Source organism: Pseudomonas sp. B21-031 (genome assembly GCF_024748985.1).
Taxonomy (GTDB): domain Bacteria; phylum Pseudomonadota; class Gammaproteobacteria; order Pseudomonadales; family Pseudomonadaceae; genus Aquipseudomonas; species Aquipseudomonas kermanshahensis.
On the sequence record NZ_CP087181.1, the window covers coordinates 5,393,851 to 5,416,926 of the forward strand.

Consider the following 23,076-nt stretch of genomic DNA (forward strand, 5'->3'; position numbering starts at 1 on the left):
GGAAATATTACCGGAGCGCGTAAGACCGCTCCGGTTTTAGCGTCGTCTATTGCCCCTTCTCCTGCTTTCGCTGATGGTCATGGCTTCTATCAGGGAGGGCAACTGCCATGCCGGTTCTTATCAGCTACCGCCACGAAGAGCGGCTCGACGCGTTCATCCTCAATGAGCGCCTGCTGCTCGAAGGCATTCCCACCCAGCTGGTGCAATACGACAGCGATGGGCAAACCCGCGATGACCTCTATGGCAGTTTCTGCCAGCAGATGAGCGATGCCACCCATTGGGTCGGCGTGTTGCCGGCCAGCGTCGGCGAACAATGGTGGACTGCCTGGCTGCTGGGGGCTGCGGCAATGGGCTGCCGCCGGGTGAGTTTCTACCGCAAAGGGCCAGGCACACTGCCTGAATGCCTGGGCAAATGGCCGATCATGCGCGAGCGCCCACACATCGACCTGTTCGTGCGTGCGTATCACGATGAACGCACGTTCGAGCGGGCCATGTCATTGCCGCCAGGGCGAGGATTGGGGGCTGACCGGGATAATGCCGACTACTTTCATGCCGACCTCAAGGCCAAGATCCGCCGGGGGTTTTGAATGCACTGGGGCCGCTACGCGCCCCATCGCCGGCAAGCCGGCTCCCACAGATAGGGTGTGGGCCTGAGCTTCGCACAACCCCTGTGGGAGCTGGCTTGCCAGCGATGGGCCGCAGAGCGGCCCCAGTCACTTACTGCTCCTTGGCTTCGTCCATCTTCAGCGTGCCATCCTCGAAGATGTTCAGCTTCTGGCGCAGCTCGCGTGGCTGCATCGGTGCTTGCTCAGCGCCTGGCACAGCAGGCGCCGAAGACGCCCCTGGCGCGGCGCCGGCAGGCGGTGCTGGCTGGGCTGGTGGCGCTTCGGGCGCGGCCTGCTCACCTTCGATGTCACGCTGGGCCTTCTTGGTCAGCACGATGATGTCGATACGCCGGTTGACCGGGTTGAACGGGTTCTTGCGGTCGAACAACGACGACGACGCATAACCCACCACCCGGGCCACTTGCCCATCCGGATAGCCACCGGCAACCAGCGCACGCCGCGCCGCGTTGGCGCGGTTGGCCGACAACTCCCAGTTACCGAACTCACCGGTGCCGGCGAACGGCTTGGCATCGGTGTGGCCGCTGACGCTGATCTTGTTCGGCACCGCCTTGATGGTGTCGGCCATGGCCAGCAGGATGTCTTCGAAATACGGCTGCAAACGCGCACTGCCGAGGTCGAACATCGGCCGGTTCTCGGCATCCATGATCTGGATACGCAAACCGTCCTGGGTGATCTCAAACAGGATCTGGTCCTTGAACTTCTGCAGTTGCGGGTTTTCTTCTACCTTGTTCTGCAGCTCCTGCAGCAGCAGCTCAAGGCGCTCGCGCTCGACCTGTTCGGCCATGGTCTCGACCTGGTCCTTGTTCAGCTGAACCGTGGACTCCTGTGTCGGCTCGGTCTTCACCTCAGGGTTGATGGTCTTTTCCGGCGCCATCTCGGGCGAGCCGCCCAAGTCGATCACGTAGGGCGTGCCACTTTCGGAGAAGCCGATCGGGTCCTGGAAGTAACCGGCAATGGCGATTTTCTGCTCGGGGGTGGCTGTGGATAACAGCCACAGCACCAGGAAAAACGCCATCATCGCCGTGGCGAAGTCGGCAAAGGCGATTTTCCAGGCGCCGCCATGATGGCCGCCGCCGAAGCGCTTGACGCGCTTGATGATGATCGGCTGATTGTTTTCCATGACTCAGCGACCGCGAACCGCTTGTTCCAGCTCGGCAAAACTTGGGCGGTGTTTCGGGTAGAGCACCTTGCGCCCGAATTCCACAGCCAGGGATGGCGGCATGCCAGAAGCCGACGCGACCAGCGAGGCCTTGATCGACTCATAAAGGTTGAGCTCTTCCTTGGCATCGTGCTCCAGACACTTGGCCAAGGGGCCGAAGAAGCCATAGGCCGCCAAGATACCGAAGAACGTACCGACCAGCGCCGCACCGACGTGCATGCCGATGGCCGCCTGGTCGCCGTCGCCGAGCGAGGCCATGGTCACCACGATACCCAGTACCGCCGCAACGATACCGAAGCCGGGCATGCCGTCGGCAATGCCGGTCACCGCATGGGAGGGGTGTTCGAGCTCTTCCTTCATGCTCAGCAGCTCCATGTCGAACAAGCCTTCGAGCTCGTGCGGGGCCATGTTGCCGGTCGACATGATGCGCAAGTAGTCGCAGACGAACGCCGTCATGCGCTCATCCGCCAGCACGGTGGGGTACTTGGCGAAGATCGGGCTGGCTGCGGCGTCCTCGATATCACTCTCGATGGCCATCATGCCTTCACGACGGCTCTTGTTGAGGATCTCGTACACCAGGCCCAGCACTTCCAGGTAGAAGGCATGGGAGAAGCGCGAGCCGAACATCTTCATCGACTTCTTGATGACGTGCATGGTCATGTGGCCAGGGTTGGCCTGCAAGAATGCACCGAAGGCCGCACCGCCGATGATCAGTACTTCGAACGGCTGGATCAGCGCCGCAATCTTGCCGTGGGAGAGCACGTATCCGCCGAGCACGCTCGCGAATACGACGATGATGCCGATAATTTTAGCCATAGGTTCAAAGCACTTGCTGTCGTGGTCGGGGTATGAGACTGGGAGCTTTAAAACTCTTCTTCTACTTATCGGCAGAACTGCGCCAGACTATAGCCACTCAAAGCGAAAAGCCAGTTCGGACTGATGTCAAAATGCCAATTGAAACCAAGGTGCCCGCTCAGCCGCCGCGTACGTTAGAGGCCTGGGTAAAGCTGCTGGAGAGTGTCCGCATCCCCGTGCCGAAGCACAGTCACGACCGGGTAATCGCTGCCATCAATGACAGCCGCCGCTCGCTGCGCGATATCGCCGAACTGATGCAGGACAGCCCGGCATTGGTGCTTTCCGTGATGCGTGAGGCCAATCACCCGACCAACGCCAGCCAGGCCGAGCCTGCCGAGAGCCTGGAAATCGCCCTTAACCGGCTGGGCCTGGCTCGCACCGAGCAGTTGCTCAAGCGCCTGCCCTCCGTGCCCGTCGAAGAAATCCCGCCAGTGCTCAGCCAGTTCCAACTGATCAGCCAGCACGCTTCGCAGCAGGCCAGCGGCTTGTTCGCCAGCCGCCTGGCACGGCTGTGGCAGGAAATTCACTGGGGCAGCCTGCTGTTCCTGTCACCCCTGTGGCCGCTGGCACTGGCCTACCCCAAGCTGCTCGACACCTGGGAGCTGCGGGTTATCCACAAGGGCGAGGATGCCGCCCAGGTTGAGGAAGAGCTGTTTGGCGTGCGCATCATGGCGCTGTGCCAGACCATGGCGGAGTACTGGCGCCTGCCGCAGTGGGTAACCCAGGGTTACCGCTTGCTGCTGGAAGAACGCGAACAACTGGCCCAGGTGCTGAGCATCGCCCGCGACGAAGACCTGCTCAGCCAGCAACACCGCCTGGATGACGAGCCCGGCCTGCGCCGCTGGTTCAACCAGCCGGCTAACACCGTGCTGCTGGCCAACAACCTGGCGCTGGCGGCGCAGGTGGGCTGGGACAACCCGCACCTGCTACGTTGGCAGCTGCTGACAGCGCTCTACCTGCAAACCTCGCTGGAAGACGTTCAGCAGCAAGTGCACCAGCAGGCTGCGGCCAGCGCCCGCCGCCACGCCAGGCATGCCCTGTTCCACCCGGCTGAAGCACTGATCTGGCCCTGGCACCAGCGCCGCCCGCACCCGGACATGCTGGCCCCACCGCCGCCCAGTAGCGACGACCTGGCGCGCTGGCGCAAGCTGTGCCAGGACCTGTTGGCCCAGCCCAGCCCGTTCACCAATACCGTGCACCTGGCCACCCAGGCTCGCGAAGCCCTGCTGGCCTGCGGCATGCAACGCATCTTGCTGTTGAGCCTGGACAAGGCCAGCGACTACCTGCGCGTGCAACAGACCGCCGGCTTGCCCAAAGAAACCGGGGCCCTGGCCCTGCAAGTGCCGCAAAACAAACTGCTGCAAAAGTTAATGGCCCAGGCGGGACAGCTGCGCATCACCCCAGAAAACCACAGCCAGTTCTCGGCCCTGCTGCCCGCCCCGCTGCGTGCCCTGTTCCGCAGCGAGCACGTGCTGCTGCGCTCGCTGGCGGTAAACGATCAGGTGCTGATGCTGATGGTGGCCGACCAGGGCTGCCGGCCATTGGCCGATATCAGCGTGCAAGCCTTTGGTAAAACCGCGCAATGCATCGAGCGCGCGCTGTCGGTGTTTGCCAACCGCAAGGGCTGAGCCTTGCGCTACAATCGCCCCTCTTTCCACACTGGAGACCGTGGATGACTGACTTTTCCGGCCTGCCCCTGGTGATCGAAGCCGCAGACCTGCTGCCGCGCCTGGATTCGCCACAGCTGATCCTGGTCGACCTGAGCAGCGCCAACCGCTATGTCAGCGGCCATATCCCCGGCGCACGCTTCGTCGAGGGCAAGCGCACCCAGCTGGGCCAGCCACCTGCCCCCGGCCTGGTACCGGCCTTGGGCGACCTGGAAAAACTGTTCAGTGAACTCGGCCACCGCAATGATGCCGTCTATGTGGTGTATGACGATGAAGGCGGCGGCTGGGCCGGGCGCTTCATCTGGTTGCTCGACGTGATCGGCCACAAGGCCTACCACTACCTCAATGGTGGTATCCAGGCCTGGCCGGCAGACACGCTGGTGACCGACGTACCGGCACCGGCTAACACGCCCGTACGCTTGCACGTGCATGGCGAGCCAACCGCCACCCGCGAATACCTGCAAAGCCGCCTGGGCGCCGATGACCTGGTCATCTGGGATGCCCGCGGCCCGCAGGAATACAGCGGCGAGAAGGTTCTGGCGGCCAAAGGGGGTCATATCCCCGGCGCGATCAACTTCGAGTGGACCGCCGGCATGGACCTCAATGACCACCTGCGCATCCGCCAGGACATCGCCGACGTCCTCGAAAAGCTGGGCATCACCCCCGACAAGGAAGTGATCACCCACTGCCAGACCCACCGCCGCTCCGGTTTCACCTACCTGGTGGCCAAATCCCTCGGCTACCCACGCGTCAAGGCCTACGCCGGCTCGTGGAGCGAATGGGGCAACCACCCGGACACGCCTGTAGAAGTCTAAGGAACCTGCATGAAATCCCGTTTGTTCATCATCAGCCAGTACCTGCTGCCGCACCACCTGCTGTCGCGGCTGGCCGGCTGCATCGCCGAGTGCCGTGCACGCTGGTTCAAAAACGCCTTCACCGCCTGGTTTGCCAAGCGCTACCAGGTGAACATGTCCGAGGCCCTGGTCGAAGACCTGAGCGCTTACGAACACTTCAACGCCTTCTTCACCCGTGCCCTGAAGCCCGGCGCCCGTCCGCTGGACGAAACGCCCGGTGCCATCCTGTGCCCGGCCGACGGCGCGGTCAGCCAGCTTGGCCCGATCGAGCACGGCCGTATCTTCCAGGCCAAGGGCCACGGTTTCAGCGCGCAAGAGCTGCTGGGCGGCGATCCGGCAATGGCTGCGCCGTTCATGGGTGGTGAATTTGCCACCATCTACCTGTCGCCGAAGGACTACCATCGCGTGCACATGCCGCTGGCCGGTACCCTGCGCGAGATGGTGTATGTGCCGGGCCGCCTGTTCTCGGTGAACCAGACCACTGCGGAAAACGTCCCCGAGCTGTTTGCCCGTAACGAGCGTGTGGTGTGCCTGTTCGACACCGAGCGTGGGCCGATGGCCGTGGTGCTGGTGGGTGCGATGATTGTCGCTTCGATCGAAACGGTCTGGGCCGGCTTGGTAACCCCGCCCAAGCGTGAGCTGAAGACCTTCCGTTACGACGAAGGCAGCCGCGCGCCGATCCACTTGGAAAAAGGCGCCGAACTGGGCCGCTTCAAACTGGGTTCGACCGCCATCGTGCTGTTCGGGCCAGAGCAGGTGAAGTGGGCAGAAAGCCTGGGTGCCGGGTCGGCGGTGCGCATGGGGCAGCTACTGGCAGCGCCTGCCGAAGCCTGAGGCCAGCAGGTACACATGCCCCTGTAGGAGCAGCCTTGTGCTGCGATGTGGCCAGCGAAGACAGCTAAATATTCGCCGCTTCGCCGGCCTCTTCGCAGCACAAGGCTGCTGCTACAGACATCAGGGCTGCAACGCAGCCCCAAAATCTCGAATCAGCCGCGCGCGTCGCGGTCTCGCAGCCCCAGCAGGTACAGCACACCGTCCAACCCCAGGGTCGAAATCGCCTGCTTGGCCGATTGACGTACCAGCGGCTTGGCGCGGAACGCCACGCCCAGGCCCGCCAGCGACAGCATCGGCAGGTCATTGGCGCCATCACCCACGGCGATGGTCTGGTCCAGTTGCAAGCCCTCTTCGCGGGCCAACTGCTGCAGCAGCTCGGCCTTGCGCTGCGCATCGACGATAGGCTCAACGGCCACGCCAGTCACCTTGCCATCGACCACTTCCAGCTCGTTGGCGAACACGTAATCGATGCCCAGGCGCGCCTGCACCTGACGGGCGAAATACGTAAAGCCACCCGACAGGATCGCAGTCTTGTAGCCCAGGCGCTTGAGCTCGGCGAACAGGTTCTCGGCACCTTCGGTCAGGCGCAGCGAGGCACCGATCTCATCCAGCACGCCCACGTCCAGGCCCTTGAGCAACGCCATGCGCTCTTTGAAGCTGGCGCGGAAGTCGAGCTCACCGCGCATGGCCCGCTCGGTGATCGCAGCTACTTGCTCGCCGACGCCGGCGGCCTTGGCCAGTTCGTCGATGACCTCGGCCTCGATCAAGGTCGAGTCCATGTCGAACACCGCCAGGCGGCGGTTGCGACGGAACAGGTCGTCCTTCTGGAAGGCGATGTCGATGCTCAGCGCTTCAGCCAGGGCAAAGAAGTCTGCACGCAAGGCCTGGGCATCGCTCGGCTCGCCGCGCACGGAAATCTCGACGGCCGCCTTGCCCTTCTCGGTGTCGGCATCCAGGCCCACACGGGCAGACAGGCGCTCGATGCGCTCAATGGTCAGGCCGTACTGGCTGATGACCGCGCTGACCCGTTGCAGCTGCTCTGGGGTGATCTTGCGGCTGAGCAGGGTGACGATATGACGCGCCTCCCCGTGGCCATCGGCCCAATGCTGGTAATCGGCCTCGGAAATCGGCGTGTAACGTGCCTGCAGATTCAGTTCATGGGCCTTGGCCTGCACGCTTTGCAGCAGATTGGTGGCCACTTCGTTGTCCGGAATATCGACCAGAATGCCGAACGACAAGGTGCCGTGCATGACCGCCAGGCCGATGTCGAGGATGTTCACACCACCCTGCAGCAGGACGCCGGTGATGGCCGCGGTGAGACCGGGACGGTCTTCACCTGTGATGTTGATCAGGACGATTTCGCGCAAGACCGGACTCCGACTTCGATGAAAAATGCGCATTCTACCGATTTTCCGTGACCATCGGGCACGAACGATACTTTGCCGAAAAAACCGGGGTCGCTATACTGCCCCTCACTTTTATGCCATTAAGAGCCGAGCTCTGTGAACCGGCCCACCCCCGTCAAGCCAGACAACTTCTTCCTGATGATCTATCGTGCCCTGAGTCAACGTCGCGTCCCTCTGGCGCTGCGCATCGCCTTCACCAACATTTTCCTGGTGGCGCTGGCGCTGGTCATCTATGCCTGCGTGATGGGCCTGCAGTTCAAGCAGGCCATGCACGAGCAGGCGGATGCGCTCGGCCAGAGCCTGACCACGCAGACGGCCACGTCGGCCACGGAGCTGTTGGTGTCCAACGACATCCTCAGCCTCAACGTGCTGCTGGGTAACCTGGTGAAAAACCCATTGGTGGCCCATGCGGCGATCTACAGCGTGGACAACCGCATCCTCGCCGAAGCTGGCCAGCGCCCGCGCAACAGCCTGCTGGGCGAGGCCGAAGGCCTGTACCAGACCAAGATCACCTTCCAGGACGTCACCGCCGGGCAGCTGCGCATCAGCCTGGACATGGGCCAGTTCCAGCAGCCAATGCTGATCAGCCTGCAGAGCATGGGCATCCTCGCCGCCATCCTGCTGGCCCTGGCACTGAGCCTGAGCCTGCGCCAGGCCCGCCATATCACCCTGCCGCTGCTGCAGCTGCGAGTCTGGCTGCGCGACCCGCACCCCTACACCCCGGCCACCGACCGTCAGGACGAGATCGGAGACATCGCTCGCCAGTTGCACACTCGCCTGGCCCCGCCGCCACCGCCTGAACCCGAGCCAGAGCCGGAAGACGAGGACGACGAAGACACCTTCGACGACCTGCACGAGGCCGCCCCTGCGCCCAAGGCTGCACCGCGCGCCAAGGCTGTCGCCCAGGCAGACGACGAGGACGATGAAGCCTTCGCCGGGTTGCTCGACAACGAGGACAGCGCGCCGAAGGCGGTGCCGTTCGAGTCTGACGAGCCGCAAAACAGTGCTGTGCTGGCCGTGCAGCTCGGCTCGCAAGAGCAACTGCGCCGCCTGCCGCGCACGCGCCTGACCGAGTTGCTAGAGCGCTACCGCGACTGCCTGGAGCATGCCGCCTCGCTGTATGAGGGCGAAACCCACACGCTCAACGACGGCAGCACCCTGGTGCTGTTCCACAGCCGCGACTGTGGCGAGGACTACCTGACCAATGCGATCTGCTGTGGCGAGCTGCTGCGCGCACTGGGCCATGCCTTGCAGATCGAAGTCGCAGACAGTGGCATTACCCTGCAACTGCAGCTAGGCCTGGCCCTGGGTAACGACCTGCACGGGCTGGAGCTGGTCGACCTGCTGATGGCTGAAAAAGCTCAGGATGCCCTGGCGCTGTCGCAGCACAGCCGCAACCTGTTGCTGGTGGAGCGTCAGATCAGCGACGACGCACTGATTCGTCAGCGCGCGCGGATCCGCCCGATTGCCAGCCCGGAGGGCGCATGCTGCGTGGAGCGGCTGATGGAGCCCTATCCTTCGATGCTGGAACGGCAACTGGCGCGGATGCACGAGCGCCGAGCCTGATTGTAGGAGCAGCCTTGTGCTGCGAAGGGGCCGGGGCTGGCAATGCATCTTTGTTGCCAGGACTGGCCCCTTCGCAGCACAAGGCTGCTCCTACAGAGATCACCTAGCAGATACGAAAAAGCCCGCACATGTGCGGGCTTTTTCGTATCTGGCGGAACCGTCAGAACCGATAGACTTCCATATCGGTACGAATTGGCGAAGCCATCGGAATCTTGGATTTCTCCGGCGCCTTCTTCACCTGTACCGGTGCAGCTGGCTTTTTCGGCGTTTCTTCGGCAATGGCAGGCTGATTGGCCAACGGTTTGACCGCCGTGCTCAATTGCTCAGCCAGCTTTTGCAGCAATTGCCCTTGGGCCTGCACCTGCGACGCCTCGCTACCTTCGTGCTGCTGCTCGAGGTGAACGATGCGGTTGTCGCGCACATGGCCACGACGGTCGAGCAGACGCCATTGGGCATCGAGAATCGCCGGCTGGTCCTTGCCAGAATCCAGGCGGGTAATCGACAGCAAGACTTGCACGTCCGGGCTGAAACCAGCGGTTGCCGGTGCCAGGACCACGCGCTGGCTGTCCAGGCGCCAGGCCAGCTGGCGAACCAGCAACTGGTCAATGTCCGACGAGAGGCTGCCCGCCCAACGACCGTCGGTCGCCGAACTCAGGCTGCCATCGGCCTGACGCTGCAGGAACGTCTCGCGTTGCAGGTAATCGGCAACCGACACCGGGCCGAGCACCACGGCCATGCCCGCGCTTTGCGACGGCTGGCCAGGATCACCGCTGTCGAGCTGGTACAAGGCAACCGGCTGATGCATGCTGCATCCGCCCAGCCCCAAAAGGCCCGTCATCAACAGCGCAAATGGAAGGCGCAGAAGTTTCATCATCCCATCCAGGCGGTCGCCACAGGCAGACCGCAGTGATACTCATGTAGATTCAATCGGGCACACGGCTACGCCGGCACCGCAGGGGCCATATCATCCGCGAAATAGCTGTCCGACTCCAGCATTTCTGCCTGGAACGGCGCTGAAATTGCCGTTCCAGACATTTCACCGGGTTACGCCGGACCTTCCACCTGCAACCCATCGACACGCTGGAAGCCGCGTGGCAGCTTGCTGCCGCGCCGGCCCCGTTCGCCCTTGTAGTGCTCCAGGTCGTCCGCTTTCAGAGATAGGGTACGCTTGCCGGCTTGCAATACAAGGGTCGCCCCTTCGGCCATCACCGCCAGGTCGGTGACAAATTCTTCACGGCTGGCCACCCGATCACCGGGCACGCCGATGATCTTGTTGCCCTTGCCTTTACCCAGTTGCGGCAAGTCGCTGACCTTGAACACCAGCAGCCGGCCCTCGGTGGTTACCGCCGCCAGCCAATCCTGCTCGCGGTTGGCCACGGGGCGTGGCGTCATCACTTTTGCCCCGTTGGGCAAGCTGAGCAGGCCCTTGCCGGCCTTGTTCTTGGCCTGCAGGTCTTCACCCTTGACCACGAACCCGTAGCCGGCGTCCGACGCCACCACATACAGGGCGTCATCGTCAGGCAACAGCACACACTCGAAGGTTGCCCCAGGTGGCGGTGTCAGGCGGCCGGTCAGCGGCTCGCCCTGCCCGCGGGCCGACGGCAGGGTATGTGCGGCCACCGAATAGCTGCGGCCCGTGGAGTCGATCAGCACGGCAAACTGGTTGGAGCGCCCGGCAGCGGCGGCCTTGAAGCCATCGCCCGCCTTGTACGAGAGGCCGGTGGCATCGATGTCGTGGCCCTTGGCGCAACGCACCCAGCCCTTTTCCGACAGCACGACGGTGACCGGCTCGGTCGGCATCAGCTCGTTTTCCGACAGCGCCTTGGCCTCAGCACGCTCAACGATTGGCGAACGGCGGTCATCGCCATAGGTTTCGGCGTCCTTGATCAGCTCGGTGCGCACCAGCTTGCGCAGCTTGGCATCGCTGCCGAGCAGGGCCAGCAGCTTGGCTTGCTCTTTGAGCAGTTCGTCCTGCTCGCCGCGAATCTTCATTTCTTCAAGGCGCGCCAGCTGACGCAGGCGGGTCTCGAGGATGTAGTCGGCCTGGATTTCAGTCAGTTGGAAGCGGTCGATCAACGCCTGCTTGGGATGCTCCTCGGTGCGGATGATGTGAATCACTTCATCCAGGTTGAGGAAGGCCGTCAACAAGCCCTCAAGCAGGTGCAGGCGACGCTCAACCTTGTCCAGGCGGTGTTGCAGCCGGCGACGGACGGTAGTGGTACGGAACTCCAGCCACTCCAGCAACAGGGCGCGCAGGTTCTTCAGCTGCGGCCGGCCGTCGAGGCCGATGATGTTGACGTTGACCCGGTAACTGCTTTCCAAGTCGGTGGTGGCGAACAAATGCTGCATCAGTTCGTCGGCATCCACCCGGTTGGAGCGCGGGATGATGACAATGCGGCACGGGTTCTCGTGGTCCGACTCGTCACGCAGGTCGGCCACCATCGGCAGCTTCTTGGCCTGCATCTGGGCGGCAATCTGCTCCAGTACCTTGGCCCCGGAGACCTGGTGCGGCAGTGCGGTGACCACCACATCGCCATCTTCTACACGATAAACGGCGCGCATGCGGATCGAGCCGCGGCCAGTTTCGTAGATCTTCAGGATCTCGGCGCGCGGGGTGATGATCTCTGCTTCGGTCGGGTAGTCCGGGCCCTGGATGTGCTCGCACAGCTGCTCGATCGTGGCCTTGGGCTCGTCGAGCAAACGGACGCAGGCACTGGCCACTTCACGCAGGTTGTGCGGCGGCACGTCGGTGGCCATGCCCACGGCGATACCGGTGGTGCCGTTGAGCAGGATGTTGGGCAGGCGCGCTGGCAATACCGCGGGCTCCTGCAGGGTACCGTCGAAGTTCGGCACCCAGTCCACGGTGCCTTGGCCCACTTCGTTGAGCAGCACTTCGGCGTAGCGCGACAGCCTTGCTTCGGTATAACGCATGGCGGCGAACGACTTCGGATCGTCGGGCGCACCCCAGTTACCCTGGCCATCGACCAGGGTGTAGCGGTAACTGAACGGCTGCGCCATCAACACCATGGCTTCGTAGCAGGCCGAGTCGCCGTGGGGGTGGAACTTGCCGAGCACGTCGCCGACGGTACGCGCCGACTTCTTGTGCTTGGCATCGGCATCGAGCCCCAACTCGCTCATGGCGTAGACGATGCGTCGCTGCACCGGCTTCAGGCCGTCGCCGATGTGCGGCAGGGCCCGGTCCATGATCACGTACATGGAGTAGTTGAGGTAGGCCTGTTCGGTGAAGTCCGCCAGCGAGCGGCGTTCGACGCCGTCGAGGCTGAGTTCCAGTGAGTCGCTCATGCGGGCCTCGTCATTTCAGGTTCTGGCGCAGCAGCATGGTGCCGCCGCGCTGGGTAAATTCAAGTTGTTTCAGGGCGCTCATGCCGAGCAGCACGGTCTGCCCGTCCAGGCCTGGCACCACGGTGGCACGCACGTCCTGCAGGCGGATATCACCCAGCTGCAGGGTATCCAGGCGCGTGCGGTAACCTTCGGTGCGGCCGTTTGCGGTACTGAGCAGCACCGGGCTGCCGCGCGCAAGCGCCAGCGTGCGGGCCAAGGCCTCGGGTATCGCCACGTCGGTCGCCCCGGTGTCGAGCATGAAATGCACGGCCTGGCCATTGATCGCGCCATCCACCACGAAGTGCCCCTGGCCATTGCTCAGCAGGCGCACCTCGATAAAGCCTTCGCCACGTGAAGACTGCACCTGGGCATTAGGGTTGCGCTGGCTGTCTTCCCATTGGCCAAAATAACGCGTGGCAAGGAACAACGCCGCCGCCCAGGCGACGATCATCAGTAGCTTGCCGGCACGCTTGCCCGGAGCCTGGCTCATGGCTTGGCGCTCCAGCCGCCGGCGGGTGCGTCAAAGCGCCAGACGATCGGGCGTGCCTCGCTATCGGCGCGCACGCCATTGTTGTTGTCCAGGCCAATCCAGGCGCCTTTGGCATCGATTACCAGCGCTTCTGCCAGGCCGTACGGCTGATCGTACCGGCGCGATTCCACCAGCGCATCGGCAGCGAACGACCAGCAACGCTCGACCACGCCGCTGTCCGCGTCGCGGCGACAAATGCGGTAGGCATTACGCTCAAGGGTGTACAGCTTGCCCTCGAACCAGGCCAGGTCGGCAAAATCACGCGACAGCGCCCGGGGGTTGGGCATCTGCGGCGGCTGCATCTCGACGCCAGCCTCGCTCAGCAGCACGCAACTGCGCCCGCAGGTCCACACCGACTGCTGACGTTCGATCGCCACCAACCCCCGGCGCTCGCGCTCGGCGGCCAGCCAGATGCGGTCACCCGCCGGGTTGATCGCCAGGCCTTCGAACAAGGCATTGAAGTTAAGCAGCATGCCACTGGCCCGCGCCTGTCGAACCATGGCCGGGTCGATCTTCAACCAGTCCGGCTCACCCTCGAGCGGGATGCGCAACACGCCAGCATGCGCCTCGCTGACCAGGTAGAGGCTACCGGCCTGGTCACAGGTGATGCCTTCAAAATCCAGCTCGCCACCGCGCACATAGGACGCCGCCCAGTTGCGCGACTTCAGCCCCCACGGCAAGCCGCTCTCGGGGACGGGCGGCGGGGTGAAGGTCAGCGGTTGCGCACGCCACACCGCGCTTTGCTGATCGAAGCGATAGACCCGGTCATCGTCACGGTCGGACACCCCCCACAACGCCCCCCGGCACTGCACCAACCCAGACAAGTTGCCGCCGCGCATTCCTTCGACGGGGTATTCGGCAGTCATCTTCAACTGCGGCCAGTCGCCCGCCACGCTCGGCAAGGTAACCAGTGCAAGGCAAGCGGCGAGAAACAGCCGAATCAAACCATGACCTCGGCAAGGTTACCTTTGGTTTCCAGCCAGCTCTTGCGGTCGCCGGCGCGCTTCTTGGCCAGCAGTTTGTCCATCAACTCGCAGGTGGCCTGCACATCGTCCAGCGTCAGCTGCACCAGGCGCCGGGTGTTCGGGTCCATGGTGGTTTCGCGCAGCTGTGGCGGGTTCATTTCACCCAGCCCCTTGAATCGCGTGACTTGCGGCTTGCCGCGCTTCTTCTCGGCCACCAGGCGATCGAGGATGCCGTCGCGCTCGGCTTCGTCCAGGGCGTAGTAAATTTCTTTGCCGAGGTCGATGCGGTACAGCGGCGGCATGGCCACGTAGACATGGCCGGCCTCCACCAGTGGGCGGAAATGCTGCACGAACAGTGCGCACAGCAGCGTGGCAATGTGCAAGCCGTCGGAGTCGGCGTCGGCGAGAATGCAGATTTTGCCGTAGCGCAGCTGCGACAGGTCGGCAGCCCCCGGGTCGACACCGATGGCCACAGCAATGTTGTGCACTTCCTGGCTGGCCAGGACTTCGCCACCGTCCACTTCCCAGGTGTTGAGGATCTTCCCGCGTAGCGGCAGGATCGCCTGGAACTCTTTGTCTCGCGCCTGCTTGGCCGAACCACCGGCAGAGTCACCCTCGACCAGGAACAGCTCGGCGCGCATCGGGTCCTGGCCTGCGCAATCCGCCAGTTTGCCCGGCAGCGCCGGGCCTTGGGTGATGCGCTTGCGTTCGACCTTCTTGCTGGCCTTGAGACGACGGCCGGCGTTGCTGATGGCCAGTTCAGCCAATTGCATGCCCAGCTCGGGGTGGGCATTGAGCCACAGGCTGAATGCGTCCTTGACCACACCGGAAACGAAGGCGGCCGCCTCACGGGACGACAGGCGCTCTTTGGTCTGCCCGGAGAACTGCGGCTCCTGCATCTTCATCGACAGCACGAAGGTGATGCGTTCCCAGACGTCTTCAGGCGCCAGCTTGACCCCGCGGGGCAGCAAGTTGCGGAACTCGCAGAACTCGCGCATGGCATCCAGCAGGCCTTGGCGCAGGCCGTTGACATGGGTGCCGCCCTGGGCGGTGGGGATCAGGTTGACGTAGCTTTCCTGTACGCTGTCGCCGCCTTCAGGCAGCCACAGCAAGGCCCAGTCCACGGCCTCCTTGTTACCGGCCAGGCTGCCGCAGAACGGCTCGTCGGGCAGGCGCAGGTACTCGCTGACCGAGTCGACCAGGTAGGAACGCAGGCCATCCTCGTAGTGCCACTCGACCTTCTCGCCGCTGCCTTTGTCCTCGAAGCTGACCAGCAGGCCCGGGCACAGCACGGCCTTGGCCTTGAGCACGTGCTTGAGGCGGCTGATGGAGAATTTCGGCGAATCGAAGTACTTCGGGTCGGGGCTGAAGTACACGCTGGTGCCGGTGTTGCGCTTGCCGACCGAGCCCACCACTTCCAGCTCGCTGGCCTTGAAGCCATCGGCGAAGGTCATCTGGTACTCGTTGCCGTCACGCTTGACGCGCACGCGCACCTGGGTCGACAGGGCATTGACCACCGAGATACCCACGCCGTGCAGGCCACCGGAGAACTGGTAGTTCTTGTTGGAGAACTTGCCGCCGGCGTGCAGCTTGGTCAGGATCAGCTCGACCCCGGACACGCCTTCTTCGGGGTGGATGTCCACCGGCATGCCGCGGCCATCGTCGCTGACTTCCAGCGAGTGGTCGGCGTGGAGGATGACCTGCACCGAACGGGCGTGACCGGCCAGGGCTTCGTCGACACTGTTGTCGATGACTTCCTGGGCCAAGTGGTTCGGTCGGCTGGTGTCGGTGTACATGCCCGGTCGCTTGCGGACCGGATCAAGGCCCGAGAGGACTTCGATGGCGTCTGCGTTATAGGCGCTAGCGCTGGGATTGGCCATGGGGTCTCGTCGTCAGTCAGGTGAATGCAAAAGTGCTGGGTACAAAGCTCAGAGCACGGAAAAGTCGAGCGCCGCATACGCGCTCGGGGCAATCCCGGCAAAGGCCAGCAGTGCCGGAAGGCGCTCGACAAAGCCCTGGAAGCTGTGGTCGCCACCGGCCTGGATGCGCAATGCACACGCTCGGTAATAGCGCTCGGCGTGGCGATAATCCAAGGTTTCGTCAGCGGTCTGCAACCACACTTGGTAGCGGTTGGCATCCTCGGGGGCTGGCACTTCCAGCTCGGCCAGGGCCTGCACGTGATCGTGGGTCAGTTCCCAGGCCTCATCGGTGTAAAGGTTGCGCTGGGTGCCAAGGTAGCCATCGAACAACCTGTGGGGTGCCACCGCTGGGTTGATCAGCAAGGCCTTGAGGCCGTGGCGCTCTGCCAGATAGGTGGCATAGTAGCCGCCGAGCGAACTGCCGACCAGCAAGGGCGCACCCAGTTCGGCGATGGCGCCCTGCAATTGGGCGATGGCCTGGCGTGGGTGATGGTGCAACGCCGGCACACGCAATTGGTCGGACAAGCCCAACAGCTGCATGACTGCCTCGAGCTGGCGCGCCTTCTTGGACAGCGGCGAGCTGTTGAAGCCATGGATATAGAGGATGGAACCCGACATGCTGCCCCCGGAATCTGCGGCGTCGCGCCCTTGTTGCGGGCGCAGGGACGCGCAGTGTAGCGCGTTCGCCGGGTTTTGACGCAGTGAGGGGGATTTCGCAACACTTTCTTCAGGCACTTGCGGGCATTCAAGGGGCGCTTTCCTTGTAGGAGCAGCCTTGTGCTGCGAAGAGGCCGGTGGCAAGACCCAAGATCTGTGTTTTTGCAGCTGGCCTCTTCGCAGCACAAGGCTGCTCCTACAAGAAAGATGTATTGCCTGAAACCTCAATAGCCCGGGCTGTCGAAGTCCAGTTTCACCTCGAAGTCCCGCGCCCGCTCCACGCCGGTTTCCAACCGCCCGTCGGCATGCAAGCGCAACCAGCGATAGCCAGGCTGCTCTTCGCTCACCTTGAAGTCCTCGCTTTGCGCCGCGAACTGAATGCAGGTCGACGGCGTGGCCATCAAGCGCAGCCCATCGCGCATTTCATCCCAGCTCTGATGCACATGCCCCCAGAGCAACGCTCGCACCTGTGGATAACGTTCGACGATGGCGAACAGTGCCTGGGCATTGCGCAACCCGATGGGCGCGATCCAGGCGCAGCCGATGTCCACCGGCTGATGGTGAAAGCACACCAGGCAATGGCGCTCACCGGCCTGTTTCAAGGCTGATTCCAGCGCGGCCAGTTGGTCGTCTTCAAGAAAACCGTGGGTAGCACCGTGCACGGCCGTATTGAGCATGACAACGCGCCATGCGCCAATGTCGGTTACCGCCTGCACCAGCTCCGGCGCTACCTGCGCCATTACCTGCGCCTCGTCATGGTTGCCCGGCAACCAGCGGGTGGGCACGGCAAACGGTGCGGTCAGCTCACGGAACGCCTCATAGGAGGCCACGCTGGCATCCTGGGACAGATCGCCGGTGCACAGCAGCAAATCGATGGGCAGCTGCTCGCGGCGCACTTGGGCGACCACATGGCGCAGGCTGTCACGGGTGTTCAGGCCAAGCAGGGTGCCGGCCGGGTCGGCGAACAAGTGGGCATCGGTGAGTTGCACCACATGCACGGGGCGGGTTGGGTCTAGGTGCGGCAACGGCCGTCTCCTCGAACGGATTCAGCACGAATTATGGCTGCGCAACGGTTGCGAGCAAACACCCGAAACCGACGCGCATCACATTTCAGCGAACACTTGCCAGTTCATGACCGCAGGCCAGGCAATGGCTCAGCCATTCGCCGAGGAACAGGTTGAGCTGCGCTTTTTCGTCCGGCTGGTGCATACCCGCATTCGGATAAGGGTAAATGCTGCGCAAGCGCCGGGCATGCTCGGCGCTGACTACCTCGGCCATGCGTGCATCGTGGTACACCTGCACCTCAAGGTGCGGCACCGGCAGCCACGGCAAGCTGTGCTCCTGGCGCACGTGCAGGGTGGTGGTATAAGGGCAGGCCAGCACGACATCGAGCACCAGCACACCAAGCATCTGGTCGCCCTGGGTCATGCCGATGCGACGCGAGCTCTGGGTAGTGCGCATGTCTGGTAACAAACGCATCAGCCGGGCGTAATTGGCCTCGCAGGCTGCTTGCAGCCCGACCAGGTCAACCCGATATCGCTCGCGCAGCAGGTTCACTTCCACATACCTCGAACTTCGTCTCTGTTAAGCGCCAGCCATTGCAGGCCGATGATCGTCGCGGCGTTGCAGATACGGCCGTCACGCACGGCCTGCAAGGCATCCTCGAACGACCACACGCGCACGCGAATGTCTTCGCCCTCTTCTTCCAGGCCATGCAGGCCGCCCGCGCCTTCGCTGATGCAGCGCCCCAAAAACAGGTGGACGAATTCGTCACTGCCACCGGGCGATGGGAAGTAGCGGGTCATTGGCCACAAAGCGCTGAACGTAAGCCCAGCCTCTTCTTCTGCCTCGCGGTGTGCGACCTCTTCAGGTTGCTCGTCCTTGTCGATCAGCCCGGCGACCATCTCGATCAGCCAAGGGTTGGCGACCTTGTCGAGCGCACCGACACGAAACTGCTCGATCAGCACCACCTCGTCACGCTGTGGATCGTAGGGCAATACACAAACCGCATCGTGGCGCACGAACAGTTCGCGGCTGATCTCGCGGCCCATGCCCCCGGCGAACAGTTCATGGCGCAGGCGAAGCTTGTCGAGCTTATAAAAGCCCTGGAAGCAATTGGCCCGCTCGATGATCTCGAAGCCCTTGGGCACTGAATTCAACGCGTCTGACATGGAAATCCTCATGACCTCAAATACTGCATCGCGCCATCCTACTCCGCACTTTGGCGCGTTTCACCCCTTTCCGGCAACCGTTCGCGCAGTCGGGACAGCGCGCCTTCTGTCTGTTAGCTTAGTGGCGAACTGACGGTCGCGCCGACGGTCAAAGGCCGACTTTTCCCTGTTCTGCAAGGATCATCATGACACTTGTCAAACTGACTTCCGTGGCTGTGCTGGCACTGGCCCTGGGTGCCTGCCAGAGCCTGTTCACGCCCAACTACCGGGCCCCGCTCGAGGTCAAGCGTGACGCCTGGGAGCACGTCAAACCCGGCTGCAGCGAAAGCGACTGCCCGCTGGTGAACATCGACACCATTCACTTCCCGGCCCAGCCCAAGCTCGACGCCATCGTCGAACAGCGCCTGCTGCAGCTGACCGAAGACAACCAGCACGGCGCCGCGCCAACCACCCTGCAGGCGTATGAGCAGCAGTACCTGGCCAGCGCCGACAAGCGCAACAGCAGCTATTTGCAAGCCAAGGTACGCGAACAGCATGACGGGCTGGTGATCATCGAACTGTCCAGCTACCTGGACAGCGGTGGCGCCCATGGCATGCCAGGGCGCGGCTTCATCAACTATTCGCGCAAGCTGGACAAGGTACTGACCCTGCAGGACATGCTGGTGCCCGGCCAGGAAGAGACCTTCTGGAAGACCGTCGAAGAGTCGCACCGCGCGTGGATGATCAGCGTCGGCATGGACAAGGACGCCGACTTCGTCAAGACCTGGCCCTTCAAGCGGTCGCCGCACATCGCCCTGACGTACGGCGCGGTGGTGGTCAAGTATGAGGTCTATGCCATCGCGCCCTACTCCATGGGCCACGTCGAGCTGAAGATCCCCTACCCGCGCCTGAACGGCGTGATCAAGCCCGAGCTGTTTCCCGGCCGCGGCTGAAGCTCAGTAGCGCATGCAGCACACCTGCCAGCACTAGCGCCGGCAGGGTTGCGCCCAGGTCCGGTGCTTGCGCGGCAATCAGGTGATAAGCCGCCACACCCACGGCCCAGGCCAGCAACGCCTGCCAGTGCAAACCATCGACCTGTGACGGCAGGCGGCGGTGACGGATCACGTAGTGGTCCATCAGCACCACGCCGAACAGCGGCGCAAATACCGAACCGATCAGCAGCAAGAAGTTTTCGTACTGGGCCAGTGGCGCGAACAGCGCGATCAGGGTGCACAGCACACCAATGGCCAGCGCCAGGTGCTCGACTTTCAGGCGTACCAGCACGCCGGTGGAAACGGCGGCCGAATGGATGTCGGCAAAGGCTTTTTCCGACTCGTCCAGCAGAATCAACAGCAACGGAATACCCAGCCCAGCACCTGCCAAGGCCAGCAGCAAGGCATTGGCTTCGCCGCTGGGGGCAAAGGCCAAGGTGTAGGCGACGCCCAGGCTCATCAGCCAGGTATTGCCGATGAAGTAGCCCAGCACGGTACCGCCGAACACACGCTTGCCACTGCGGGCAAACCGCGAGTAGTCGGCGATCAGCGGCAACCACGATAGCGGCATGGCGATGACGATGTCGAAGCCGACGGCCAGCGACATCGAGCCGTCACCGGCGCGTTGCCACAGGTCGGCCAGGTCGGCTTTGGCGAACAGGTTCCAGGTCAGCCACAGGCACGCGCCCAACAGCACCCAGATGCCCCACGTGCGCAACACCTTGCGCACGAACGCCAGCGGCCCGCTGACTGCAAGCAGGGTCGCCAGGGCGCCGAAGCACAGGGTCCAGAGCATAGGGCTGTTCCACGCACTGCCTTCACCGAACGTACGCGCGCCGAGCAGGCTGGCCGCGTCGCGCATGACGATGATCTCGAACGCCCCCCAACCCACCAGCTGCAGCAGGTTGAGCACTGCCGGCAAGCGGGCGCCATGGCTGCCCAGGCTGAGCCGCAGGGTACCCATGGCCGACAGGCCGGTGTCGCTGCCGATGACGCCAGCCGCCCCGAGTAACAGCACGCCCACACCGGTGCCAAGGGCGATGGCCAGCACCGCGCTGGCAAGGCCCATGCCTGGGGCGAGCATGGCGCCAACTTGCAGCACCATCAAGCCGATGCCGAGGGAGAACCACAGAGAGAACAGGTCGCCGAAGCCGAAGATGCGTTGGCTGGTGGGGACCGGGTGGTCCGGGGAAAAATGGCTGGGGGTGGTCATTGTTGTGATCGCCGCAGAGATTGAGATGAACAGGCATCCAACGGTGGGAGCGGGCTTGCCCCGCGAAGGCGTCTGGCCTGCCAATCGCGCTGGCCCAGCTGACGCTTTCGCGGGGCAAGCCCGCTCCCACGGTGGTGACGGATTGCCTTACACTTTTTTGTACAACTGGCTGCCTTCCTGGCGGAATCGCTCGGCCTGCTCACGCATGCCTTCTTCAACCGTCACGTCCACGGCTTCGATCTTGGCGGCGTACTCACGTACTTCCTGGGTGATTTTCATCGAGCAGAACTTCGGCCCGCACATCGAGCAGAAGTGCGCGACCTTGGCCGATTCCTTAGGCAAGGTTTCGTCGTGGTACGCGCGGGCGGTGTCCGGGTCGAGGCCCAGGTTGAACTGGTCTTCCCAGCGGAACTCGAAACGCGCCTTGGACAAGGCGTTGTCACGAATCTGCGCGCCTGGGTGGCCTTTGGCAAGGTCGGCGGCATGGGCGGCGATCTTGTAGGTGATGATGCCGGTCTTGACGTCATCCTTGTTCGGCAGGCCCAGGTGTTCCTTGGGCGTCACGTAGCACAGCATGGCGCAACCAAACCAGCCGATCATCGCCGCGCCGATACCGGAGGTGATGTGGTCGTAACCCGGCGCAATGTCGGTGGTCAGCGGGCCAAGGGTGTAGAACGGCGCCTCGTCGCAGCATTCGAGCTGCTTGTCCATGTTCTCCTTGATCAACTGCATCGGCACGTGGCCCGGGCCTTCGATCATGCACTGCACGTCGTGCTTCCAGGCGATCTTGGTCAGCTCGCCGAGGGTTTCCAGCTCACCGAACTGCGCAGCATCGTTGGCGTCGGCAATCGAGCCCGGACGCAGGCCGTCGCCCAGCGAGAAGCTGACGTCGTAGGCCTTCATGATCTCGCAGATTTCGTCGAAGTGGGTGTACAGGAAGTTTTCCTGGTGATGCGCCAGGCACCACTTGGCCATGATCGAGCCGCCCCGGCTGACGATGCCGGTAACGCGCTTGGCGGTCAGCGGCACATAGCGCAGCAGCACACCGGCGTGGATGGTGAAGTAGTCCACGCCCTGCTCGGCCTGCTCGATCAGGGTGTCGCGGAACAGCTCCCAGGTCAGGTCTTCAGCGACACCGCCGACTTTTTCCAGGGCCTGGTAGATCGGCACGGTACCGATCGGCACGGGCGAGTTACGGATGATCCACTCGCGGGTTTCGTGAATGTGCTTGCCGGTGGACAGGTCCATGACCGTGTCCGAACCCCAGCGAATCCCCCAGGTCAGCTTGGCCACTTCTTCCTCGATCGAGGAGCCCAGGGCGCTGTTGCCGATGTTGCCGTTGATCTTCACCAGGAAGTTGCGGCCGATGATCATCGGCTCCAACTCGGTGTGGTTGATGTTGGCCGGGATGATCGCGCGGCCGCGGGCGATTTCTTCGCGGACGAACTCGGGGGTGATTTCTTTCGGGATGTTGGCGCCGAAGCTGTGGCCCGCGTGCTGCTGGTCAAGCAGGCCGGCGGCGCGGGCTTCCTGCAGCTTCATGTTCTCGCGGATGGCAACGTATTCCATCTCGGCGGTGATGATGCCCTGGCGGGCATAGTGCATCTGCGAGACGTTGACGCCCGCCTTGGCGCGGCGCGGGTTGCGCACGTGGTTGAAGCGCAGCTTGGCCAGCTCTGCATCGTTCAGGCGCTGTTGGCCGAAGTCGGAACTCAAGCCGCCCAGGCGCTCGGTGTCGCCACGCGCGTCGATCCAGGCCGAACGCACGTCGGCCAGGCCTTTGCGCACGTCGATGATGACGTTAGGGTCGGTGTAGGGGCCAGAAGTGTCGTAGACCAGCACCGGGGCGTTGGTCTCGCCGCCGAAATCGGTAGGGGTGTCGTGCAGGCTGATTTCGCGCATGGGCACCCGGATGTCCGGGCGGGAGCCTTCGACATAGACCTTGCGCGAACGGGGGAACGGTTGCACGGATTGCTGATCGACTTGTGCCGATTCGCTGAGGTTGATCGTTTTTTCTTGTTTGCTCATCACGGGCTCTCCAGACAGCTTCCTAGCGGATGGAATGTCGGGGAGAACCTGAAAGACGCGGACGCACCCCTTTACGGGTGTGCAGTGCCGGATACATGGGGGTGCCGTGAGCTGCTTGCAGCTGAGACATTCCCGGACCTGGCACAAGAGGCTCCCCGGGAAGGCGAGCAATCTTGTTCCCTACGCAGGCGCTAACCTGATCAGGTTCAACGGGATCCGCAACTTTGCGATCTCAGCCTTTGCTTCAAGGCACCCCGACAAGAACATGCGCAGTCTAGACTGGAGTGGTCGGCAAAGCCAAGCGGGTAAATACG

Annotated in this window: 20 protein-coding genes and 1 riboswitch; of the genes, 6 read left to right on the forward strand and 14 right to left on the reverse strand. The window is 63.3% G+C overall.

Annotated elements, in window-relative coordinates; genetic code table 11:
* Nucleotides 1-107 precede the first annotated feature (107 nt).
* Nucleotides 108-587: a molecular chaperone Tir gene (locus LOY53_RS24150; RefSeq protein WP_099455497.1), complete on the forward strand. Its 480-nt coding sequence runs from the start codon at nucleotides 108-110 to the stop codon at nucleotides 585-587.
* A 130-nt stretch (nucleotides 588-717) separates the two neighbouring features.
* On the opposite strand, the gene motB is transcribed toward LOY53_RS24150, so the two are convergent.
* Both motB and motA read right to left on the reverse strand, forming a co-directional pair.
* Nucleotides 718-1,746, reverse strand: a complete 1,029-nt coding sequence (gene motB / locus LOY53_RS24155; protein ID WP_099455498.1) for a flagellar motor protein MotB — start codon at nucleotides 1,744-1,746, stop codon at nucleotides 718-720.
* Between the two features lie 3 nt (nucleotides 1,747-1,749).
* Nucleotides 1,750-2,601, reverse strand: a complete 852-nt coding sequence (gene motA / locus LOY53_RS24160; protein ID WP_027592519.1) for a flagellar motor stator protein MotA — start codon at nucleotides 2,599-2,601, stop codon at nucleotides 1,750-1,752.
* A gap of 131 nt (nucleotides 2,602-2,732) precedes the next feature.
* Between motA and LOY53_RS24165 the strand changes: the two genes are divergently transcribed.
* Genes LOY53_RS24165 through asd form a run of 3 tightly spaced genes read left to right on the forward strand, consistent with a single transcriptional unit; the run spans nucleotide 2,733 to nucleotide 5,995 of the window.
* Nucleotides 2,733-4,268, forward strand: coding sequence for an HDOD domain-containing protein (locus LOY53_RS24165; protein WP_258703369.1), 1,536 nt, complete (start codon nucleotides 2,733-2,735; stop codon nucleotides 4,266-4,268).
* Nucleotides 4,269-4,312: 44 nt separating this feature from the next.
* Complete coding sequence (locus LOY53_RS24170; RefSeq protein WP_099455500.1) at nucleotides 4,313-5,122, forward strand: rhodanese-like domain-containing protein; 810 nt, start codon at nucleotides 4,313-4,315, stop codon at nucleotides 5,120-5,122.
* A gap of 9 nt (nucleotides 5,123-5,131) precedes the next feature.
* On the forward strand, nucleotides 5,132-5,995 hold the full coding sequence (asd, locus tag LOY53_RS24175; protein WP_099430587.1) for an archaetidylserine decarboxylase: 864 nt from the start codon (nucleotides 5,132-5,134) through the stop codon (nucleotides 5,993-5,995).
* 152 nt (nucleotides 5,996-6,147) lie between these two features.
* Here asd and serB read toward each other — a convergent pair whose 3' ends face one another.
* Complete coding sequence (serB, locus tag LOY53_RS24180) at nucleotides 6,148-7,362, reverse strand: phosphoserine phosphatase SerB (protein ID WP_027592515.1); 1,215 nt, start codon at nucleotides 7,360-7,362, stop codon at nucleotides 6,148-6,150.
* Nucleotides 7,363-7,497: 135 nt separating this feature from the next.
* Between serB and LOY53_RS24185 the strand changes: the two genes are divergently transcribed.
* Nucleotides 7,498-8,967 (forward strand): AhpA/YtjB family protein, encoded by a 1,470-nt coding sequence (locus tag LOY53_RS24185; RefSeq protein WP_252826007.1) that lies wholly within the window; start codon nucleotides 7,498-7,500, stop codon nucleotides 8,965-8,967.
* 160 nt (nucleotides 8,968-9,127) lie between these two features.
* On the opposite strand, the gene LOY53_RS24190 is transcribed toward LOY53_RS24185, so the two are convergent.
* From LOY53_RS24190 to LOY53_RS24230, 9 genes are all read right to left on the reverse strand, one after another.
* Nucleotides 9,128-9,838 (reverse strand): membrane integrity-associated transporter subunit PqiC, encoded by a 711-nt coding sequence (locus LOY53_RS24190; RefSeq protein WP_099430589.1) that lies wholly within the window; start codon nucleotides 9,836-9,838, stop codon nucleotides 9,128-9,130.
* Nucleotides 9,839-10,011: 173 nt separating this feature from the next.
* Nucleotides 10,012-12,270, reverse strand: coding sequence for a DNA topoisomerase IV subunit A (gene parC, locus LOY53_RS24195; RefSeq protein ID WP_027592512.1), 2,259 nt, complete (start codon nucleotides 12,268-12,270; stop codon nucleotides 10,012-10,014).
* A gap of 10 nt (nucleotides 12,271-12,280) precedes the next feature.
* Nucleotides 12,281-12,799 carry a TIGR02281 family clan AA aspartic protease gene (locus LOY53_RS24200; protein WP_252826008.1) on the reverse strand — a complete coding sequence of 173 codons (519 nt, stop codon included), beginning with the start codon at nucleotides 12,797-12,799 and terminating at the stop codon, nucleotides 12,281-12,283.
* Nucleotides 12,796-13,782 carry an esterase-like activity of phytase family protein gene (locus LOY53_RS24205; protein ID WP_252826010.1) on the reverse strand — a complete coding sequence of 329 codons (987 nt, stop codon included), beginning with the start codon at nucleotides 13,780-13,782 and terminating at the stop codon, nucleotides 12,796-12,798. The genes LOY53_RS24200 and LOY53_RS24205 overlap by 4 nt, the downstream gene beginning before the upstream one ends.
* Nucleotides 13,779-15,683 (reverse strand): DNA topoisomerase IV subunit B, encoded by a 1,905-nt coding sequence (gene parE, locus LOY53_RS24210; RefSeq protein WP_027592509.1) that lies wholly within the window; start codon nucleotides 15,681-15,683, stop codon nucleotides 13,779-13,781. Before parE ends, LOY53_RS24205 begins: the two co-directional genes overlap by 4 nt.
* Before the next feature lie 48 nt (nucleotides 15,684-15,731).
* Entirely contained in the window at nucleotides 15,732-16,340 is a 609-nt protein-coding gene (locus LOY53_RS24215) for a YqiA/YcfP family alpha/beta fold hydrolase (protein WP_258703370.1), read from the reverse strand.
* A gap of 263 nt (nucleotides 16,341-16,603) precedes the next feature.
* Nucleotides 16,604-17,404 carry a 3',5'-cyclic-AMP phosphodiesterase gene (gene cpdA / locus LOY53_RS24220; protein ID WP_258703371.1) on the reverse strand — a complete coding sequence of 267 codons (801 nt, stop codon included), beginning with the start codon at nucleotides 17,402-17,404 and terminating at the stop codon, nucleotides 16,604-16,606.
* An 85-nt stretch (nucleotides 17,405-17,489) separates the two neighbouring features.
* Nucleotides 17,490-17,942, reverse strand: a complete 453-nt coding sequence (locus LOY53_RS24225) for a DUF1249 domain-containing protein (RefSeq protein ID WP_027592506.1) — start codon at nucleotides 17,940-17,942, stop codon at nucleotides 17,490-17,492.
* Nucleotides 17,933-18,550 (reverse strand): NUDIX domain-containing protein, encoded by a 618-nt coding sequence (locus tag LOY53_RS24230; RefSeq protein ID WP_252826016.1) that lies wholly within the window; start codon nucleotides 18,548-18,550, stop codon nucleotides 17,933-17,935. Before LOY53_RS24230 ends, LOY53_RS24225 begins: the two co-directional genes overlap by 10 nt.
* Before the next feature lie 185 nt (nucleotides 18,551-18,735).
* Here LOY53_RS24230 and LOY53_RS24235 point away from each other — a divergent pair, with 185 nt between their 5' ends.
* Nucleotides 18,736-19,482: an RsiV family protein gene (locus LOY53_RS24235; RefSeq protein WP_099430592.1), complete on the forward strand. Its 747-nt coding sequence runs from the start codon at nucleotides 18,736-18,738 to the stop codon at nucleotides 19,480-19,482.
* Here LOY53_RS24235 and cytX read toward each other — a convergent pair.
* The gene (gene cytX / locus LOY53_RS24240) at nucleotides 19,451-20,734 is read right to left on the reverse strand and encodes a putative hydroxymethylpyrimidine transporter CytX (RefSeq protein WP_027592503.1); all 1,284 of its coding nucleotides are present in this window, start codon (nucleotides 20,732-20,734) and stop codon (nucleotides 19,451-19,453) included. The two genes, LOY53_RS24235 and cytX, sit on opposite strands and share 32 nt — an antisense overlap.
* Before the next feature lie 147 nt (nucleotides 20,735-20,881).
* The gene (gene thiC, locus LOY53_RS24245; RefSeq protein ID WP_027592502.1) at nucleotides 20,882-22,762 is read right to left on the reverse strand and encodes a phosphomethylpyrimidine synthase ThiC; all 1,881 of its coding nucleotides are present in this window, start codon (nucleotides 22,760-22,762) and stop codon (nucleotides 20,882-20,884) included.
* A 160-nt stretch (nucleotides 22,763-22,922) separates the two neighbouring features.
* Nucleotides 22,923-23,029: riboswitch (TPP riboswitch) on the reverse strand.
* Nucleotides 23,030-23,076: the final 47 nt, after the last annotated feature.

Bases quoted from the DNA above. Each gene is read 5' to 3' on its own strand.
- LOY53_RS24150 (WP_099455497.1), top strand. From the start codon at position 108: ATGCCGGTTCTTATCAGCTACCGCCACGAAGAGCGGCTCGACGCGTTC.
- motB (WP_099455498.1), bottom strand. From the start codon at position 1,746: ATGGAAAACAATCAGCCGATCATCATCAAGCGCGTCAAGCGCTTCGGC.
- motA (WP_027592519.1), bottom strand. From the start codon at position 2,601: ATGGCTAAAATTATCGGCATCATCGTCGTATTCGCGAGCGTGCTCGGC.
- LOY53_RS24165 (WP_258703369.1), top strand. From the start codon at position 2,733: ATGCCAATTGAAACCAAGGTGCCCGCTCAGCCGCCGCGTACGTTAGAG.
- LOY53_RS24170 (WP_099455500.1), top strand. From the start codon at position 4,313: ATGACTGACTTTTCCGGCCTGCCCCTGGTGATCGAAGCCGCAGACCTG.
- asd (WP_099430587.1), top strand. From the start codon at position 5,132: ATGAAATCCCGTTTGTTCATCATCAGCCAGTACCTGCTGCCGCACCAC.
- LOY53_RS24190 (WP_099430589.1), bottom strand. From the start codon at position 9,838: ATGAAACTTCTGCGCCTTCCATTTGCGCTGTTGATGACGGGCCTTTTG.
- parC (WP_027592512.1), bottom strand. From the start codon at position 12,270: ATGAGCGACTCACTGGAACTCAGCCTCGACGGCGTCGAACGCCGCTCG.
- LOY53_RS24200 (WP_252826008.1), bottom strand. From the start codon at position 12,799: ATGAGCCAGGCTCCGGGCAAGCGTGCCGGCAAGCTACTGATGATCGTC.
- parE (WP_027592509.1), bottom strand. From the start codon at position 15,683: ATGGCCAATCCCAGCGCTAGCGCCTATAACGCAGACGCCATCGAAGTC.
- LOY53_RS24215 (WP_258703370.1), bottom strand. From the start codon at position 16,340: ATGTCGGGTTCCATCCTCTATATCCATGGCTTCAACAGCTCGCCGCTG.
- LOY53_RS24230 (WP_252826016.1), bottom strand. From the start codon at position 18,550: ATGTCAGACGCGTTGAATTCAGTGCCCAAGGGCTTCGAGATCATCGAG.
- LOY53_RS24235 (WP_099430592.1), top strand. From the start codon at position 18,736: ATGACACTTGTCAAACTGACTTCCGTGGCTGTGCTGGCACTGGCCCTG.
- cytX (WP_027592503.1), bottom strand. From the start codon at position 20,734: ATGACCACCCCCAGCCATTTTTCCCCGGACCACCCGGTCCCCACCAGC.
- thiC (WP_027592502.1), bottom strand. From the start codon at position 22,762: ATGAGCAAACAAGAAAAAACGATCAACCTCAGCGAATCGGCACAAGTC.